Source organism: Flavobacterium aquariorum (genome assembly GCF_003254745.1).
Lineage (GTDB): Bacteria > Bacteroidota > Bacteroidia > Flavobacteriales > Flavobacteriaceae > Flavobacterium > Flavobacterium aquariorum.
Window position 1 is genome coordinate 1 of sequence record NZ_QKXH01000010.1, and the last position, 16,193, is coordinate 16,193.

Consider the following 16,193-nt stretch of genomic DNA (forward strand, 5'->3'; position numbering starts at 1 on the left):
TGATTTTTCACCCTCATCTTATGAAAACCCGGGCCCTAGCCCCGATAGAAGCGGAAATCCTTATAAGCAGGGGTTCGGCTTATAAGATTGCAGCGGATAGCGGGAAATAGCTCCTGAGTATTTGAATTTTGGCTACCTTATATATTACCCTCTCTTTTGAACATCTACAAACTATACTTGCGGTTTTTATTACTGCTTAAAAAAAACGAACTTTGCAGTCTAAAAATTACATTAATGACACTTCATATAGAAACTCCTGCTTTACTGTTTTCGGCAACTTCATTAATCTTGTTGGCCTACACCAATCGGTTTTTGACACTCGCGACCATTATACGCGGTCTGAAGAAAGCCTATAAAGAAAAGGAGAATCGAATGATTTTGCTGGAAATAAAAAACCTCAACCTACGATTGACTCTCATCCGCTTTATGCAGATGGCAGGTGTATTGAGTTTATTCCTGTCTGTTTTTACAATGCTGGTATTATTCTTAGATTATCAACTGACTGGAATTTATTTATTTGGTTTCAGTTTGCTTGCCTTATTAATCTCTTTGGCACTTTGCTTTTGGGAGATCAACATTTCGGTTGATGCATTGCGTTTGCATTTGAGTGATTTGACCCATAAAGAGCTTGAAAAAGAACAACAGCCAGCTATCTAAGCGAAATAGACTTCTTTTCACTAGAGAAATATCTAAAAAACAACACACCCACAAATATGTTTAAAAACGACACACTCAAAGGAGCCTTTTTGGTAGGATTTGGCGCGACTAGTTACGGAATGCTGGCAACATTTGTAAAAATGGCTTATGACGAAGGATATACTACCGCCGAAGTTACCATCTCACAATTTATATTAGGAATTACCGGAATTCTAATTATTAATTGGTTTCAAAAATCAAAAAATGAAAATGAGGTTATCAAAGCCACAAAGAAAAACATATTTCAGTTGATGATTGCCGGCACCTCAATGGGTTTGACTAGTGTCTTTTATTATTTGGCCGTCAAATATATCCCTGTCTCCATTGCCATTGTATTGTTAATGCAAACAGTATGGATTGGTTTAATACTGGAAATGATTTTAGAAAAAAAAATCCCTTCAACGCAAAAAATCTTGGCGGCTCTTGTAGTTTTAATAGGAACACTTTTGGCGACCAACATCTTTAAGGATGAAATTCAGTTGGATTGGAGGGGGCTTATCATGGGAATATTGGCCGCCTGTTCGTTCACGACCACTATGTTTACTGCCAATCGAGTTGCCTTAGGAATTTCGTCGGCACAACGCAGCCTATATATGCTTTTGGGAGGAGCCATAATTGTTTTTGCCTTTGGAATCGCGACACAAAACACAGAATTCCATTATGGCATATTCCTTAAATGGGGAATTATATTATCTCTTTTTGGTACAATCATTCCTCCAATGCTTATGAATGCTGGATTTCCACTTACAGGAATTGGATTAGGAAGTATCGTTTCGGCACTTGAACTTCCTGTCTCCGTTTTAATGGCATATTTTCTCCTGCATGAAAATGTTGTTTTACTACAATGGATTGGCATACTCCTTATTATATTGTCCATCATAATAATGAATATCAACTTCAAAGAAGAGCAATCTAACTGATTATCAGTATTAAAAAAACATAGTTATAGTTATTATTTGTTAATTTTTTTATAAATTCGTAATCCATACAATTCCTGTTAAATTACAAAGTCGTTGTATTGGAAAACTATTTTAAACATTTTCACCAATTAGCTATTAACTAAATTTTTTTATCATGAAAAAACTTTTTGCAGAATTTTTCGGAACGTATTGGTTGGTTTTTGGAGGTTGTGGTAGCGCATTATTTGCCGCAGGTATACCTGATTTAGGAATTGGATTTATAGGAGTTTCATTGGCCTTTGGTTTAACCGTTTTGACCATGGCTTATGCTGTTGGACATATTTCTGGAGGGCATTTTAATCCGGCAGTCTCTTTTGGATTATGGGCTGGCGGAAGATTTTCAGCCAAAGAATTACTTCCTTATATTATAGCACAATGCGTAGGTGCTGTTGCAGCTGCCGGGACACTTTTTACCATTGCTTCTGGAAAAGCTGGATTTATGATAGACAATACTAAGGCTGGCGCTTTTGCCTCTAATGGGTATGGTGCTTTTTCCCCAGATGGCTATTCCATGCAAGCTGCTTTTATTGCTGAATTTGCACTAACATTATTTTTCCTTTTAATTATACTTGGCGCCACCGATAAATTTGCCAACGGAAGATTTGCTGGAATTGCTATTGGACTTGGACTTACTCTTATTCACTTAATCAGTATTCCAATTACAAATACTTCTGTAAATCCTGCAAGATCATTATCTCAGGCTATTTTTGTAGGCGGTGAACCACTATCACAGCTTTGGCTGTTTTGGGTTGCTCCTATTTTAGGTGCTGTTGTTGCTGGTTTTATTTATAAAAATTTATTGCAAGACCATTCCGAAGCATAAATTTTAAACATAAAATAAATTATAAAGAGAAAAATGAAATACCAGATTTTGTTTTTCTCTTTATTTTTGCAATATGAATTCACTTTTTCAATCCGAGCCCATAATATTTAATTTACCAGATGCCGAAATCATCTACTTCCCAGCTTTTCTTTCAAAAGAGGAAGCCGATTCTCTTTTTCAGGAATTGCTTAAAAACACACCTTGGCAACAGGACGAAATTACTGTTTATGGTAAAAAACATTTGCAACCCCGATTAACAGCTTTATACGGAAACGAAGGAAAACCTTACTCCTATTCTAATATCACCATGCAACCTCATTACTGGACATTGACTTTACAAAAAATCAAATCGCTTGTAGAAAGTGCTTCCGACACAAATTTCACAACAGTTTTATTGAATTATTACAGAGATGGCAGTGATAGCAATGGATGGCATGCGGATAACGAAAAAGAATTAGGCACAAATCCCGTAATCGCATCATTAAGTTTAGGCGCAGAACGTAACTTTCAATTGAAACACAACTTTGATACCACTCAAAAAAAGAATCTTATTTTAGAAAACGGTAGCTTGTTATTAATGAAAGGCACTACACAGCATTTTTGGAAACATCAAGTTCCGAAAACAACCAAACCTATTGGATCAAGAATAAATCTGACCTTTCGTATAATCAAATAAAAACAATTAATCTGGAAATTGAATCAAAACTTCTTTTAAAAAGATCATATGCCAATAAGAATTAAAAAATTGAATATTTTTTTAATTAAAATAAAAAGTAATAATTATTTTTATTAATATTGGTATAAGATTTAAAATCAGATTTATTAATCATTAACACCAAATAGAATTAATTTTCACGTGATGAAAAAGAGTAACCGCAAAGAATTAAACTGGGAACAAACAGAAAGACTGATTGCATTGGCCCAAGAGGAGAGAAATCCATTTGAAATTATTAAAAAAGAATTTGGATTAGCAGAGAAAGAGGTACTTGAAATTATGAAAAAGAAAATGCCCGCAGAAAAATATGAAATGTGGAAAAAGAAAGCTATTGCAAGTAAACCAAAACCAAAACCTCTTAAAATCGATGATTTTGATGAAGATTTAGATGGAAAATATTACATAAAAAACAAACTAGACTAACCAAACCTTATAAACTCCTGAATTTCAGGAGTTTTTTTATTTTAATTTTTTCAATCCCAATTTGCTATTGAAAACAACTAGCCAAACACAAATTTGTATTAAAAAACAATAAAAAAATTTTCCCAACAAATATCAAGTTCACTTTTTTAGTTATTTTTTTGCGGAAAGCCCATTAATTAAAACATTTTTGTAACATTTTTTGATTTTGAAATACTAATGGACAAAACAAACACTTACAAAATGAAAAAAATAATCTTTGCATTTGCTTTTTCTTCTCTAATTTGGACAAGTAAAGCAAACACTACACATCCTGTAGATTCAAAAAAAGAAGAAATTGAAGTCAACATCAATCTTACTGATGTAAAAGACGACCAAGTTTTGGTTACGGTAAAAGCCCCAAAAATCAAAACAGACGAAATCACCTATAGTCTTCCAAAAACAGTTCCCGGAACTTATTCGGTAGATGATTATGGAAAATATGTTGCCGATTTCAAAGCGTATGACAACAAAGGAAACCTATTAACTGTTACCAAAAGTGATGATAACACTTGGTCAATCAAAAAAGCAAAATCATTAGTGAAAATTACTTACCTAGTAAACGACACTTTCGATACTGAAAAAGGAAGAGGTTTCGGAAAAGACGATGTATTCTCCCCAGCTGGAACAAACATCGATGTCAATAAAAACTTCATGCTTAACTTACATGGTTTTGTTGGTTATTTTCAAGACAAAAAAGAAATCCCTTACAAAGTTACCATTACTCATCCTGAAACACTTTGGGGAGCTACCTCAATGATTGACAAAGATGCTTCAAAAACAGTAGATCTTTTCGAAATGCCTCTTTATTCAGAATTATTGGAAAACCCAATTATGTATTCCAAACCTGATTACACTACTTTTAATGTAGATGGTATGGACATTCAGATTGCAGTATACTCACCATCAGGAAAATTCACCGCAGAGAATATTACTCCCGAAATGAAAACAATGATGACGGCTCAAAAAACATTTTTAGGAAAAATCAATTCAACAAAAAAATACACCGTTATTCTTTATCTTTCTACAATGGGACAAACCGATGCAAAAGGTTTTGGAGCATTGGAACATCCTACTGCAACTACTGTAGTTATGCCAGAAATGATGCCAAAAGAAGAATTGGTAAAAGAAATGAAAGATGTAGTTTCACATGAATTTTTTCATATCGTAACTCCATTAACAATTCACTCAAAAGAAATTCAGTATTTTGATTATAATGCACCAAAAATGTCTCAGCATTTATGGATGTATGAGGGAGTAACTGAATATTTTGCCAACCTTTTCCAAATCAATCAAGGGTTAATAAATGAGGATGAATTCTATTCTCGCATATCCGAAAAAATTGAAGGTGCAAAAGCGCTAAATGACACCATGCCATTTACTACAATGAGTGCTAATGTACTAATTGAGCCTTATAAAGATCAATACTTAAATGTATACCAAAAAGGTGCATTAATTGGAATGTGTTTGGATATACAAATCAGAGAAAGCAGTGGAGGAAAAAGAGGAATATTGGATTTAATGCATCAACTATCTAATGAATATGGAGTTTCAAAACCATTTAACGATGGTGATCTATTTGCAAAAATAACTTCATTAACCTACCCAGAAATTGGCACATTTTTAACCACATATGTATCTGGACCGACACCAATTCCTTATTATGATTATTTAGCAAAAGTAGGTGTAACAAAAGTTACCAAAAAAACACCGGAAGGAATATTCCTAAAAGGTCAGGTTCCCTATATCGCTGTCAATCATGAAAACAAAGAGATTTTCGTGGCTCCAAACAAAGAATTGAGTATTTTCTATACTACATTGGATCTAAAAGGTGGTGACATAATTCTTGCCATCAATGAGAAGCCTTATTCGCTAGACAATATTTACGACATGATTTCGGAAAGTCAAAAATGGAAAGAGAACGATGCCATCTCCATAAAAATTAAACGTGACGGAAAAGAACAAATATTAAAAGGAGTTGTGAAATTCCCTTATATAGATACCGACGGTCTTGAAGCAACAGATGCTTCAAAAGCAGCTTTGAGAGAAGCCTGGCTGAAAGGATAATCTTAACAACCATTGACAAAATCCCATTCGCTGCGGCGAATGGGATTTTTTTTTAAAATTCACTCTCATTAAAACCATTCATTCCAACAATTTTCTTTATTTTGCGCCAAAAATAAACAAAACTAAAATCGCCCAAATTCAACAATGAAGAATAGCGTTTTTACGTTTCCAAAAAAACAAATATAATTTATACATGAAAAATTCAATTATTGCTTTTGTTACCCTATTTCTTTTGGTTGCTTGTAACAAAAATGAATCCAAAACAAATCTGCATATTACAGGAAACATCAAAGGATTAAAAGAAGGAACTTTGTACATTCAAAGATATGCTGACTCTTCCCTTGTGGCAATCGACAGTATAAAGATTGATGGAAATTCTGCTTTTGAAAGTAACATTGACTTAAAATCTCCTGAAATGTTGTACCTATATCTTGACAGAGGTGTAACCAACTCGTTAGACAACAACATAATGTTTTTTGCAGAACCTGGAACAATCAACATTGAGACCAACTTAGATTCATTTATTTCAAGTGCAAAAATCACTGGGTCAAAAAACCAAGAATTATATGAGGAATACAAAAAAATAAATTCTCGTTTCAGTGATGAAAATCTAACCTTGATAGAGCAAAAATTTAAGGCTGTAAAGAGCAACAATGCAAAAGCAATAGACAGCATAAACGCTTTACAAGACAACAACATTAAGCGTAAATATCTTTACGCAACCAATTTTGCAGTAAACAATAAAGACCATGAAGTGTCTCCATACATCGCTTTAGCTGAAATTTATGATATAAACATCAAATATTTGGATACCATTCAAAAATCAATGACTCCAAAAGTAGCCAACTCACTTTATGGTAAAAAATTAACTAAATACGTTGATGCCATAAAGGAAACTGAAGCTAAGTAATTCAACTTTGTTCTACAAATCAAAACCGCCTATCAACAAGGCGGTTTTTTTTGTATCAATTAATAGATCATTTGCTTTATCTGTTTTCAAAAGTTCATATGGGCGAAACCCCATTATGAACGGGGGCAACTCCACACATCGATTATTCGCCCCCTTCCCATAATGCGGTCGGGCTATCCGCGCTACTTCGGTAGCTAGCTTCTATCCCTCTCGCGAGCCAATAGGAATCAACAGCAATATTAAAAACAGCTCAGATTATCTGTTTTCAAGTTTCTTTTTTGTACCCAAATTACAAACTACCCTAAAACAAAAAAACCACCTAACATAAGTTAGGTGGTTTTACTAAAGAGCCGGCGGAGGGACTCGAACCCACGACCTGCTGATTACAAATCAGCTGCTCTAGCCAACTGAGCTACGCTGGCGGACTCAATATATTTTGTAATGTGCCAACTTAAATAAAAAACCACCTAAATGAATAGATGGTTTTTTTTAAAGAGCCGGCGGAGGGACTCGAACCCACGACCTGCTGATTACAAATCAGCTGCTCTAGCCAACTGAGCTACGCTGGCGACTCATTACGGGTGCAAATATAAGTCTGAATTTCTTTTTTCCAAAATAAATCCAAACTTTTTTTGACCTTTTTTTTACTGCAAATCGTTGATTTTACCAATCAATTGATTAGCAGTTTGTTCCAATTCTACATTTATTTGTTTGAAATGTGCTTTTTTGTTTTCAACATTTTTAGCATTCACTTTAGTGATCAAAACATCAAAAGCAGCGATAGCTTCGTCAATCAATGCATTCGTTTCTTCAGTAGGTTTTCCTGTTGTAGAAATTTCAAACAAGTAAACTGCTTCAATAATATCTCCTAAAACGTAGTTGATGTCTTTCTTTAAATTCTTAACGTTTGCCATTTTATTTTTTATTTAATTTGCGTTTGCAAAAGTACACATAATCTTTCTATTCCCAACTATGAAATGTAAATTTCTAAAATAGAAGCTTTTCCCTTCAAATTATAGTTCTTCATTGCAGCAGGGATAAGTACTGTATCTCCTTTTATATATTGATAAGTTACACCATCGTAAGCTATTTCAAAAGAACCTTCAACGCACATATACACTACAAAGGACAACCCTAAATTCACAACCTCTTTTTCATTTTCCAATGGAATAAAATTAGTCGTAAAGTATGGACAGTCAACAACTGTATTTGACTTATTTACTTGTTTGGCATATTCTTTATAGGTATCAACCTTTTTGTAATTTATGGCATCCAAAGCCAAATCTACATGAAGTTCTCTAGTATTCCCCTCGGCGTCTTTACGGTCAAAATCATATAAACGATAAGTGATATCGGAGGTTTGTTGTATTTCGGCTATGACCAATCCAGCTCCAATAGCGTGAACCGTGCCCGTTTCCAAGAAAAAAACATCTCCGGGTTTTGCTTTTACAGTATCCAATATATCAATCAGCGTGTTATCATTAAGATGCTCCACATATTCCTCCGAACTGGAATCATTCTTGAATCCAACAATAATTCTTGCGTCGGCATCGGCTTGCATAACGTACCACATTTCGGTTTTACCAAAAGAATTATGACGCTTTTTAGCCAATTCATCATTGGGATGTACTTGAATCGATAAATCTTCACGAGCATCCAAGTATTTAAAAAGCAATGGAAATTGATTTCCAAACCTTTTATAAACTGCCGTTCCCAGAATTTCATTTGGAAATTCATTGATTAACTCCGTCAATGCTTTTCCTTTATAATTACCGTTTGCAACGACGCTTACATCACCTTCAACAGTGGATAACTCCCAACTTTCTCCTGTAATACTGGATGTAATTGGTTTATTCAAAATTGTTTTTAATTTTTCTCCACCCCAAATTCTTTCTTTTAGGATTGAATCAAACTGTAACGGATATATTTTTGAATTCATGTTTTTATTTTTTTTACAAATTTCTATATTTTCATAATCAAAACACAATACTATTTTATCAATTTATTGCTTTAATTCTCTGATTGCTTCAAGCGCTTTTGGAATATGGCGTTTTGCCATCATACTATCAAATACCATAATTATTGTTCCGGCTTTGTCGGCAACATAAGTAACTCTGCCAGGCAATATTCCGAACAAACCTGAAGGTACTCCAAAAAGCTTTCTTATTTTCTTGTCCGAATCCGATAAAAGTATAAAAGGTAGCTTATATTGTTGGGTAAACTTTTGATGCGACACAACGCTATCACTGCTTATCCCAATCACTTCAGCGCCCAAATCTTTAAAATCTTCGTATTGATCTCTAAAACTGCAGGCTTGGACAGTACATCCCGGTGTGTTGTCTTTTGGATAAAAATAAATAACTAATGGTTTTTGTCCAATTATTTCCTGGCTGTCAAAATCATTTCCATTGGTATCTTTTGCTCTAAAATTTGGAATTTTATCTCCTACTTTCAATTCCATTATTCTCCCTTATAGGTTACAAAATTGCGCGGTGTTTCATAAAGGACCACTTCCAGATCCAATTCCAATTTTACTTTTTTTCGGATTTTATTCCAAATCACCACTACAATATTCTCTGCTGTGGGGTTTAAATCTTGAAATTCGGGTACATCCAAATTCAAATTTTTATGGTCAAATTTATCCTCAACTTCTTCCTTGATAATATCGGTTAGAAACTTCACATCCATAACATAACCCGTTTCTTTCTCTATCTCACCTGTAACACTTACTATTAATTCATAGTTGTGTCCGTGAAAATTAGGATTATTGCATTTGCCAAAGATGGCATCATTTTGTTCGAAAGTCCAATCTTTTCTATACAAACGATGAGCTGCGTTAAAATGGGCTTTTCTAGATAGGGTTACTCTCATAGGGGATATTTTAGATTTTAGATTACAGATTTCAGTTTATTGATTTCAGTTTATTGATTTTTAATTTTAGATTTCTGCTTTCTAAAATTTCTAATACCTGCTTTCTGACTTATAACTTCTGCCTTCTCATATTGTATGTTCTTCTAAAAAATGATAAAATTCATCGAAAATAATTTTGAACCAAACGGTATAAATTTCTGGATTTAAAAGCATATCCTTTTGAATATCTTCAATTTTCATCCATTTCCAGTCTTCAACTTCTTCGGGGTTAATCATCGGCTCATCATTATAATAGCCAATCATTACATGATCAAGCTCATGCTCAGTCAAACCATTATCGAAAGGAGCTTTGTAAATAAAATTAAAAAGCTCTTTTAACTCCGTTTTAAAACCCATTTCCTCATACAATCTACGGCTACCGGCTTGAATATTTGTTTCACCGTCTCGCTGATGACTGCAGCAGGTATTCGTCCATAATAAAGGGGAATGGTATTTTTGATGTGCTCGTTGTTGGAGCATAATTTCATTTTTGTCATTTAAAACAAAAACAGAAAAAGCACGATGCAAAATGGCTTTTTCATGTGCTTCCAATTTGGCCATTAAACCAATTTGTTGATCCAATTCATTTACTAATATTACTTGTTCTTCTTCCATATAATCTATTAATGAAACAAAAGTACAAAAAAGATATGCTTTCTTAAGGCCTTAACTTTTTTTTGCTTTTTGTGGAAGTTATTTCTCTTGATAAATCTTAAAACCCTAACTACAGAAATTCTACATTCCATTTTGTATATTTGATATGATAAAATTCACCACAATCACAATGATTTATACCCGAAAAGCAACCCTAGACGACTTAGCCATACTCCTTGAATTTGAACAAGGAATTATTGCCGCCGAGCGTCCATTTGACTCAACACTGAAAGAGGAAAAAATAAGTTATTATGACATCGGACAAATGATTTCGGCCTCAGATGTTGAAGTCATTATTGCCGTTTTAAATGACCAAATTATAGGCTCCGGCTATGCCAGAATTGAAAATGCAAAACCCTATTTGAATCACAAATTATATGCTTATTTGGGTTTTATGTACACGCACCCGGATCACCGCGGAGAAGGAATAAATACCCAAATTATTGAAGCGCTAAGCAAATGGGTTCGCTCGCAAGGCATATGTGAAATGCGATTGGATGTTTACAATGACAATTCTTCAGCAATAAGAGCATACGAAAAGGCAGGATTCAAAAAGCATTTAATTAATATGCGTATTGGTTTATAGCAAAACATCTTATTTATTACTTTTTTTTTAAACCAAAAAGCCTTTTTTAACGTAAATAACAATAGTTAAAAATTGCATAAATAGAAATTGAATTGTAAAATACCCGACATTTTGATAGTAATTTGTCCTTTACTTTTGGGAATAAAAACAAACACCATGAAAACAACATCATTTTTTTTTACTTTATTATTACTCCCCTTATTTGTTTTTCAAGCTTGTGGGCAGAGTAAAGAAACGAAGAGTAACGCAATGATTCCAGCTGAAACTTATCAAAGTAAACTTGGGAATCCATATTACTCTCATACCGATACTACAAAACTGAATTTGACCGATGCCGAGTGGAAAAAAATTCTCCCGGAAGATGTTTATCTAGTTTCTCGCAAAGCCGATACCGAAAGACCTTTTACCGGCAAATATTGGAACACCGATGTAAAAGGAACCTATTATTGTGCAGCTTGTGGCAACCTCCTTTTTCGTTCGGGAGCCAAATTTGCAAGCAGTTGTGGATGGCCAAGTTTTTTTGAACAAGAAAACAAAAAAAGTATTGTCTTTAAAAACGATAATTCGATTGGAATGGAAAGAATTGAAGCTCTTTGTGGCAGATGTGGCGGACATTTGGGACATTTATTTGACGATGGGCCTGCACCAACTGGAAAAAGATATTGCATGAATTCCATCGCACTTGATTTTGTGCCTGATGCTAAATAAAAATTAAAAACGATTCACATGAAAACGAAAACAATAATTCTAGCCTGTTTGCTATTTACAGGAACACTATTTTCTCAAAACAATAATACAACTAAAAAAATGACACAATCAAATTTTGAAACCATAACCCTTGGTGGAGGATGCTATTGGTGCGTAGAGGCAGTTTACGAAAACTTGAAAGGAGTGAAATCTGTTGTTTCGGGTTTTTCTGGAGGCAAAATTGCCAACCCTAGTTACGAAGAAGTTTGCTCGGGAACTACAGGTCATGCTGAAGTAGTTCAAATTACTTTTGACAAAAACGTGACCAATCTCGATGAAATTTTCAAAGTTTTCTTCACTGTGCATGACCCAACAACGCTTAATAGACAGGGAGCCGACAGAGGGACACAATATCGCTCCGTTATTTTTTACAATAATGAAGAGCAAAAAAAATCCGCTCAATCCATTATTGCCGAACTAAATAAAGCTAAAGTGTATAAAGATCCTATTGTAACAACAGTCGAACCTTTCACAAAGTTTTACAAAGCGGAAGATTACCATCAAAATTATTATGCCAATAACAAAAACCAGCCGTATTGCCAAATGGTAATACAGCCCAAGTTGGAAAAATTTGAAAAAGTATTTAAAGATAAATTGAAAACCAAAAAGTAATTTTCAAATTATAAAAGCCGAAATCCATTTTCGGCTTTTTTTTAATTTAACAAACATTAAATTTGCCAAATGAATATACAAAAGCCTTGGAGTACTTCAGAAGGTATTCCGAAAGATTTAATTTTGATCCAAGAAATACTTTTTGACAACTGTAATTTCGAAATCACCCAACCCATTCTTGAGGCAGAAAGTTCTGAATATGGAGCCTGTTCTTTTGTTTTAAATAATTTAAACATTCTCTTTCGAACTGCAAAAATCACACCTACCAAAACAGGCCAATTTGTTACGCTCTGGAAAAGAATAGCTCAAGGTCCTATTCAACCTTTTGACTCTACCGACCCAATTAACTTATTTATCGTCAGTACTCGAAAAGACAATCACTTCGGCCTATTTATTTTCCCTAAATCAATTTTGATAACCAAGGAAATTGTATCAGATAAAAAGGAAGGAAAACGAGCCATTCGAGTTTATCCGCCTTGGGATATAACGACCAGTAAACAAGCGCAAAAAACACAGAAATGGCAATTAGATTATTTCTTGGAAATACAAAAAGACCAAAAAATAGATCTAAAACGAGCAAAATTACTATTCCTTACAGAAGACTAAAAAAAGTTGCGATTATTAAAATCTAATATTCTTTTCCTATCTTTAAAAACAATACAAATCTAAATTTTAACAACTTATTTCTTAATATTTAAAATCATGAGAAAAAAAGCATTTAAATTTCTACCTTTTTATCTATTATTTCTATTGATAATAGGTCAAAATTTTGCTCAGGCCCAAGAAAAAAAAGTCGCTCCAACTTCGCAAGAATTGTACAATGAAATTGCAACAATGGATACCATTCTTTTTGATGCATTCAATGCAAAAGATATGGCAAAATTTAAACCCTTGTTTGCCGAAGATTTGGAATGGTACCAAGACAATGGAGGCTTACTTTCTTATGAAACCGTTTTTGGTAATTTTGAAAAAATGTTTAAAAACGAAAACAAACTGACTCGTCAATTAGTAAAAGGCAGTCTTGAAGTACATCCTATAAAAGATTTTGGAGCTATCGAAATCGCTACTCATCAATTCCGACACATTGAAAACGGGAAAGAGGAAATAGGTACATTTAAATTTCTTGCAATCTGGAAAAAAGTAGATAACCAATGGAAAATTTCTAGAATGATAAGCTATGACCACTAACCTCTCTTTTCGCATTCCCAACTTTCATTAAATCCTAAAATTTAGCTTTCTTTGCATCCTAAAAAACAAACAATGAAATGAGCATAATCTTAAAATGGTCGCAAATACCAATGATGATATGCGAATTACATATGACAGATAAAAAACAATGAATATCAACATATGAAAGCACTTACCTTCTCAACATTCGGAAATTCCGATGTACTTGAATATATAGAAATCCCCTCACCAATATTAAAATCCGGTGAAATATTGGTCGAAATGAAAGCAATCGGCCTCAACTTTGCCGATGTGTACAGGCGCAAAGGAAATTACCATCTCAAAGGAAATCCACCTTTTATTGCCGGTTACGAAGGAGCAGGAATTGTGGTGGAAACCAATGGAAATTCAGATTTTAAAATTGGTGACCGAGTGGCTTTTGCTGATGTTCCTTTTGCCAATGCCGAGTTCGTCGCAGTTCCTCTTGAGCATTTAATTCCGTTGCCAGAGAGTATCTCTTTCGAAACAGCAGCAACCATTTTATTACAGGGTTTGACCGCACATTATTTGGCAACCGACAGTCACAAAACCCAAAAAGGAGAAACCGTGCTGGTTCATGCTTCAGCTGGAGGAGTTGGACAATTCTTGACACAAATTAGCAAACTTTTAGGTGCTAGAGTTATTGGACTAACCTCTTCTTCTCAAAAAGCGGAAGTTTCAAAACAAAATGGTGCCGACGCTGTTTTTCTTTATTCTGAAGATTGGAAAAAGCAAGTATTCGATTTTTGTCCAAATGGTGTTGATGTCGTTTACGATAGTATTGGTAGCACTTTGACCGATAGTTTTGAGGTAACCAAAATGTGTGGACAAGTCGTCTTTTTCGGTATGGCAGGTGGTGACCCCGAATTGGTAAACCCGAGAATGTTGATGGATACCTCCAAAACATTGACCGGTGGTGACCTGTGGAGCTATTTAATTTCAAAAGAAGAACGTATAAAGAGAGCCCATCAATTATTTAATTGGATTGCAAATGGTGATATCACTATTGCAGCACCCACAGTTTTCAAACTGTCCGAAGGCAAGTTGGCTCATGATTATCTGGAAAGCCGAAGAAGCACTGGAAAAATCATCTTGATTCCTTAAAAAGACTCATTTGGGCGTGCCATCATAAAGAAAAGAGACCAACTCATCGTAACGGTGAATCGGTCTCTTTTCTTTATGATGTCGGGCTATCCGCGCTACTTCGGTAGCTAGCTTCTATCCCTCACGCGGCTATAGAACAAATTTTATTTTCTCAAAACCTCAGCAATTTTCAAAGCACATTTTTCTCCATCAATGGCCGCAGAAATAATTCCCCCGGCATAACCAGCACCCTCTCCGCAAGGATACAATCCTTTGATTTGCAAATGCTCATAGGATATTGGATCTCTAGGAATACGAACAGGTGAAGAAGTTCTGGATTCTGGCGCATGTAAAATAGCCTCGTTTGTCAAATAGCCACGCATCGATTTTCCAAATTCTGTAAATCCTTCTCTTAATATTTGAGACAAAAATCCTGGAAAAACCTGTCCCATTTCTACAGAAGTGGTTCCCGGAACATAGGATGTTTTTGGAATATTGGAAGAAACTTTGCTTTGTGTAAAATCGACCATGCGTTGTGCAGGAACTTTTTGGGTTTGTCCAGCCAAATGCCACGCTTTTTGCTCAATACTTTTTTGAAATTCCATTCCTGCCAAAGCTCCAAATTTTGCAAAAGGCTTGAAATCTTCCAATTTCAATTCGATTACTATTCCGGAATTGGCTGTTGCTTGGTCTCTTTTGGATGGCGACCAACCATTGGTCACCACTTCTCCTGGGCTGGTAGCGCAAGGCGCAATTACACCTCCCGGACACATACAGAAAGAATACATTCCGCGACCATTAACCTGTTTCACTATAGAATATGGTGCGGGCGGTAAATGCTCCCCTCGATAATCACAACTGTACTGAATACTGTCAATCAACGATTGTGGATGCTCGGCTCTTACTCCCAACGCAAAAGGTTTGGCTTCAATAAGCACTTTCTTTTTATCCAACAATTCGAATATATCCCTTGCTGAATGTCCCGTCGCCAGAATTAATTTATTTGCTAAAATCGTATCTCCACTTTGGGTTACAATTCCTTGCACTTCATTATTTTTTATCAAAATATCGGTCAAACGGGTCTCGAACAAAACTTGCCCGCCACATTCGATAATTTTCTCTCTAATATCTTGTATAATTTGAGGTAATTTGTTCGTCCCAATATGTGGATGAGCATCAACCAATATATCTCCTGTTGCTCCAAAGGCGACAAGCAGCTCTAATATTCGAGTGACGTCACCGCGTTTTTTGGAACGAGTATATAATTTTCCATCAGAATAGGTTCCTGCCCCTCCTTCTCCAAAACAATAATTGGAATCTTCATCAACAATATGATCTCTATTAATAGCTTTCAAATCGCGACGACGACCACGAACGTCTTTTCCGCGTTCAATTACTATTGGTTTCAAACCCAACTCAATTAATTGCAAAGCGGCAAAAAGTCCCGCCGGTCCAGCTCCTACTACAATAACTTCTTGGGCAGTCGAAACATTTTTGTAATCGGGTAATTCTATTTTATGCTCCTGAAAAGGTTCACCTTTCAAATAAATCGAAACTTTTAAATTGATTTTGATCGCTTTTTGGCGGGCATCAATGGATCGTTTCAAAATAACAACATGCTGAATCTCATTTGCCGAAACTTTTATCTGTTTGGACAAATAGTCGCGCAACAACATTTCGTTTGAAGCTATTTCTGGTGTTGCTTGAAGTAAAAGTTCTCTTGGCATTGTATCTTATTTATTCTATTAGCTTTTCTTTTTATGAAA

The 16,193-nt window shown here is 34.9% G+C and carries 19 protein-coding genes and 2 tRNA genes; 13 read left to right on the top strand and 8 right to left on the bottom strand.

The genetic code is table 11. The features are described from left to right. The first annotated feature begins 234 nt into the window (after window positions 1-234). The 7 genes from DOS84_RS14860 to DOS84_RS14890 all read left to right on the top strand — a co-directional run bounded on the left by DOS84_RS14860 (window position 235) and on the right by DOS84_RS14890 (window position 6,629). Window positions 235-657: a DUF2721 domain-containing protein gene (locus tag DOS84_RS14860; protein WP_111410917.1), complete on the top strand. Its 423-nt coding sequence runs from the start codon at window positions 235-237 to the stop codon at window positions 655-657. Between the two features lie 56 nt (window positions 658-713). Then, a complete protein-coding gene (locus tag DOS84_RS14865) occupies window positions 714-1,616 on the top strand; it encodes a DMT family transporter (protein WP_111410918.1) in 903 nt (300 codons plus the stop codon). A gap of 154 nt (window positions 1,617-1,770) precedes the next feature. Then, window positions 1,771-2,478 carry an aquaporin Z gene (gene aqpZ / locus DOS84_RS14870; protein ID WP_111410919.1) on the top strand — a complete coding sequence of 236 codons (708 nt, stop codon included), beginning with the start codon at window positions 1,771-1,773 and terminating at the stop codon, window positions 2,476-2,478. Between the two features lie 73 nt (window positions 2,479-2,551). Then, entirely contained in the window at window positions 2,552-3,154 is a 603-nt protein-coding gene (locus DOS84_RS14875; protein ID WP_111410920.1) for an alpha-ketoglutarate-dependent dioxygenase AlkB family protein, read from the top strand. Window positions 3,155-3,337: 183 nt separating this feature from the next. Then, window positions 3,338-3,616, top strand: a complete 279-nt coding sequence (locus tag DOS84_RS14880; RefSeq protein ID WP_111410921.1) for a DUF2805 domain-containing protein — start codon at window positions 3,338-3,340, stop codon at window positions 3,614-3,616. Window positions 3,617-3,856: 240 nt separating this feature from the next. After that, window positions 3,857-5,719 (top strand): M61 family metallopeptidase, encoded by a 1,863-nt coding sequence (locus tag DOS84_RS14885; protein ID WP_111411061.1) that lies wholly within the window; start codon window positions 3,857-3,859, stop codon window positions 5,717-5,719. A 193-nt stretch (window positions 5,720-5,912) separates the two neighbouring features. Continuing rightward, entirely contained in the window at window positions 5,913-6,629 is a 717-nt protein-coding gene (locus DOS84_RS14890) for a DUF4369 domain-containing protein (protein WP_111410922.1), read from the top strand. Between the two features lie 348 nt (window positions 6,630-6,977). Here the strand turns inward: DOS84_RS14890 and DOS84_RS14895 are convergent. From DOS84_RS14895 to idi, 7 genes are all read right to left on the bottom strand, one after another. Next, window positions 6,978-7,051, bottom strand: a tRNA-Thr gene (locus DOS84_RS14895). A gap of 73 nt (window positions 7,052-7,124) precedes the next feature. Further along, a tRNA-Thr gene (locus DOS84_RS14900) sits at window positions 7,125-7,198 on the bottom strand. A 75-nt stretch (window positions 7,199-7,273) separates the two neighbouring features. Continuing rightward, the gene (locus DOS84_RS14905) at window positions 7,274-7,543 is read right to left on the bottom strand and encodes a hypothetical protein (RefSeq protein ID WP_111410923.1); all 270 of its coding nucleotides are present in this window, start codon (window positions 7,541-7,543) and stop codon (window positions 7,274-7,276) included. A gap of 56 nt (window positions 7,544-7,599) precedes the next feature. Then, entirely contained in the window at window positions 7,600-8,568 is a 969-nt protein-coding gene (locus tag DOS84_RS14910) for a type I phosphomannose isomerase catalytic subunit (protein WP_111410924.1), read from the bottom strand. A gap of 63 nt (window positions 8,569-8,631) precedes the next feature. Then, a complete protein-coding gene (locus DOS84_RS14915) occupies window positions 8,632-9,090 on the bottom strand; it encodes a peroxiredoxin (protein WP_111410925.1) in 459 nt (152 codons plus the stop codon). Then, window positions 9,090-9,500 (bottom strand): 6-pyruvoyl trahydropterin synthase family protein, encoded by a 411-nt coding sequence (locus DOS84_RS14920; RefSeq protein WP_111410926.1) that lies wholly within the window; start codon window positions 9,498-9,500, stop codon window positions 9,090-9,092. Before DOS84_RS14920 ends, DOS84_RS14915 begins: the two co-directional genes overlap by 1 nt. A gap of 126 nt (window positions 9,501-9,626) precedes the next feature. Further along, window positions 9,627-10,154: an isopentenyl-diphosphate Delta-isomerase gene (idi, locus tag DOS84_RS14925; RefSeq protein WP_111410927.1), complete on the bottom strand. Its 528-nt coding sequence runs from the start codon at window positions 10,152-10,154 to the stop codon at window positions 9,627-9,629. Between the two features lie 145 nt (window positions 10,155-10,299). On the opposite strand from idi, the gene DOS84_RS14930 reads away from it, so the two are divergent. The 6 genes from DOS84_RS14930 (at window position 10,300) to DOS84_RS14955 (ending at window position 14,448) form a co-directional block, all read left to right on the top strand. Beyond that, entirely contained in the window at window positions 10,300-10,779 is a 480-nt protein-coding gene (locus tag DOS84_RS14930) for a GNAT family N-acetyltransferase (RefSeq protein ID WP_207802070.1), read from the top strand. Window positions 10,780-10,935: 156 nt separating this feature from the next. After that, on the top strand, window positions 10,936-11,487 hold the full coding sequence (gene msrB / locus DOS84_RS14935) for a peptide-methionine (R)-S-oxide reductase MsrB (protein ID WP_111410928.1): 552 nt from the start codon (window positions 10,936-10,938) through the stop codon (window positions 11,485-11,487). Window positions 11,488-11,505: 18 nt separating this feature from the next. Continuing rightward, on the top strand, window positions 11,506-12,138 hold the full coding sequence (gene msrA, locus DOS84_RS14940) for a peptide-methionine (S)-S-oxide reductase MsrA (protein WP_111410929.1): 633 nt from the start codon (window positions 11,506-11,508) through the stop codon (window positions 12,136-12,138). A 69-nt stretch (window positions 12,139-12,207) separates the two neighbouring features. After that, complete coding sequence (locus tag DOS84_RS14945; protein WP_111410930.1) at window positions 12,208-12,744, top strand: MepB family protein; 537 nt, start codon at window positions 12,208-12,210, stop codon at window positions 12,742-12,744. A gap of 96 nt (window positions 12,745-12,840) precedes the next feature. Further along, entirely contained in the window at window positions 12,841-13,326 is a 486-nt protein-coding gene (locus tag DOS84_RS14950; protein ID WP_111410931.1) for a nuclear transport factor 2 family protein, read from the top strand. Window positions 13,327-13,488: 162 nt separating this feature from the next. After that, a complete protein-coding gene (locus DOS84_RS14955; RefSeq protein ID WP_111410932.1) occupies window positions 13,489-14,448 on the top strand; it encodes a quinone oxidoreductase family protein in 960 nt (319 codons plus the stop codon). A 143-nt stretch (window positions 14,449-14,591) separates the two neighbouring features. Here the strand turns inward: DOS84_RS14955 and DOS84_RS14960 are convergent, their stop codons facing one another. Further along, entirely contained in the window at window positions 14,592-16,154 is a 1,563-nt protein-coding gene (locus DOS84_RS14960) for an NAD(P)/FAD-dependent oxidoreductase (RefSeq protein ID WP_111410933.1), read from the bottom strand. Window positions 16,155-16,193 lie beyond the last annotated feature (39 nt).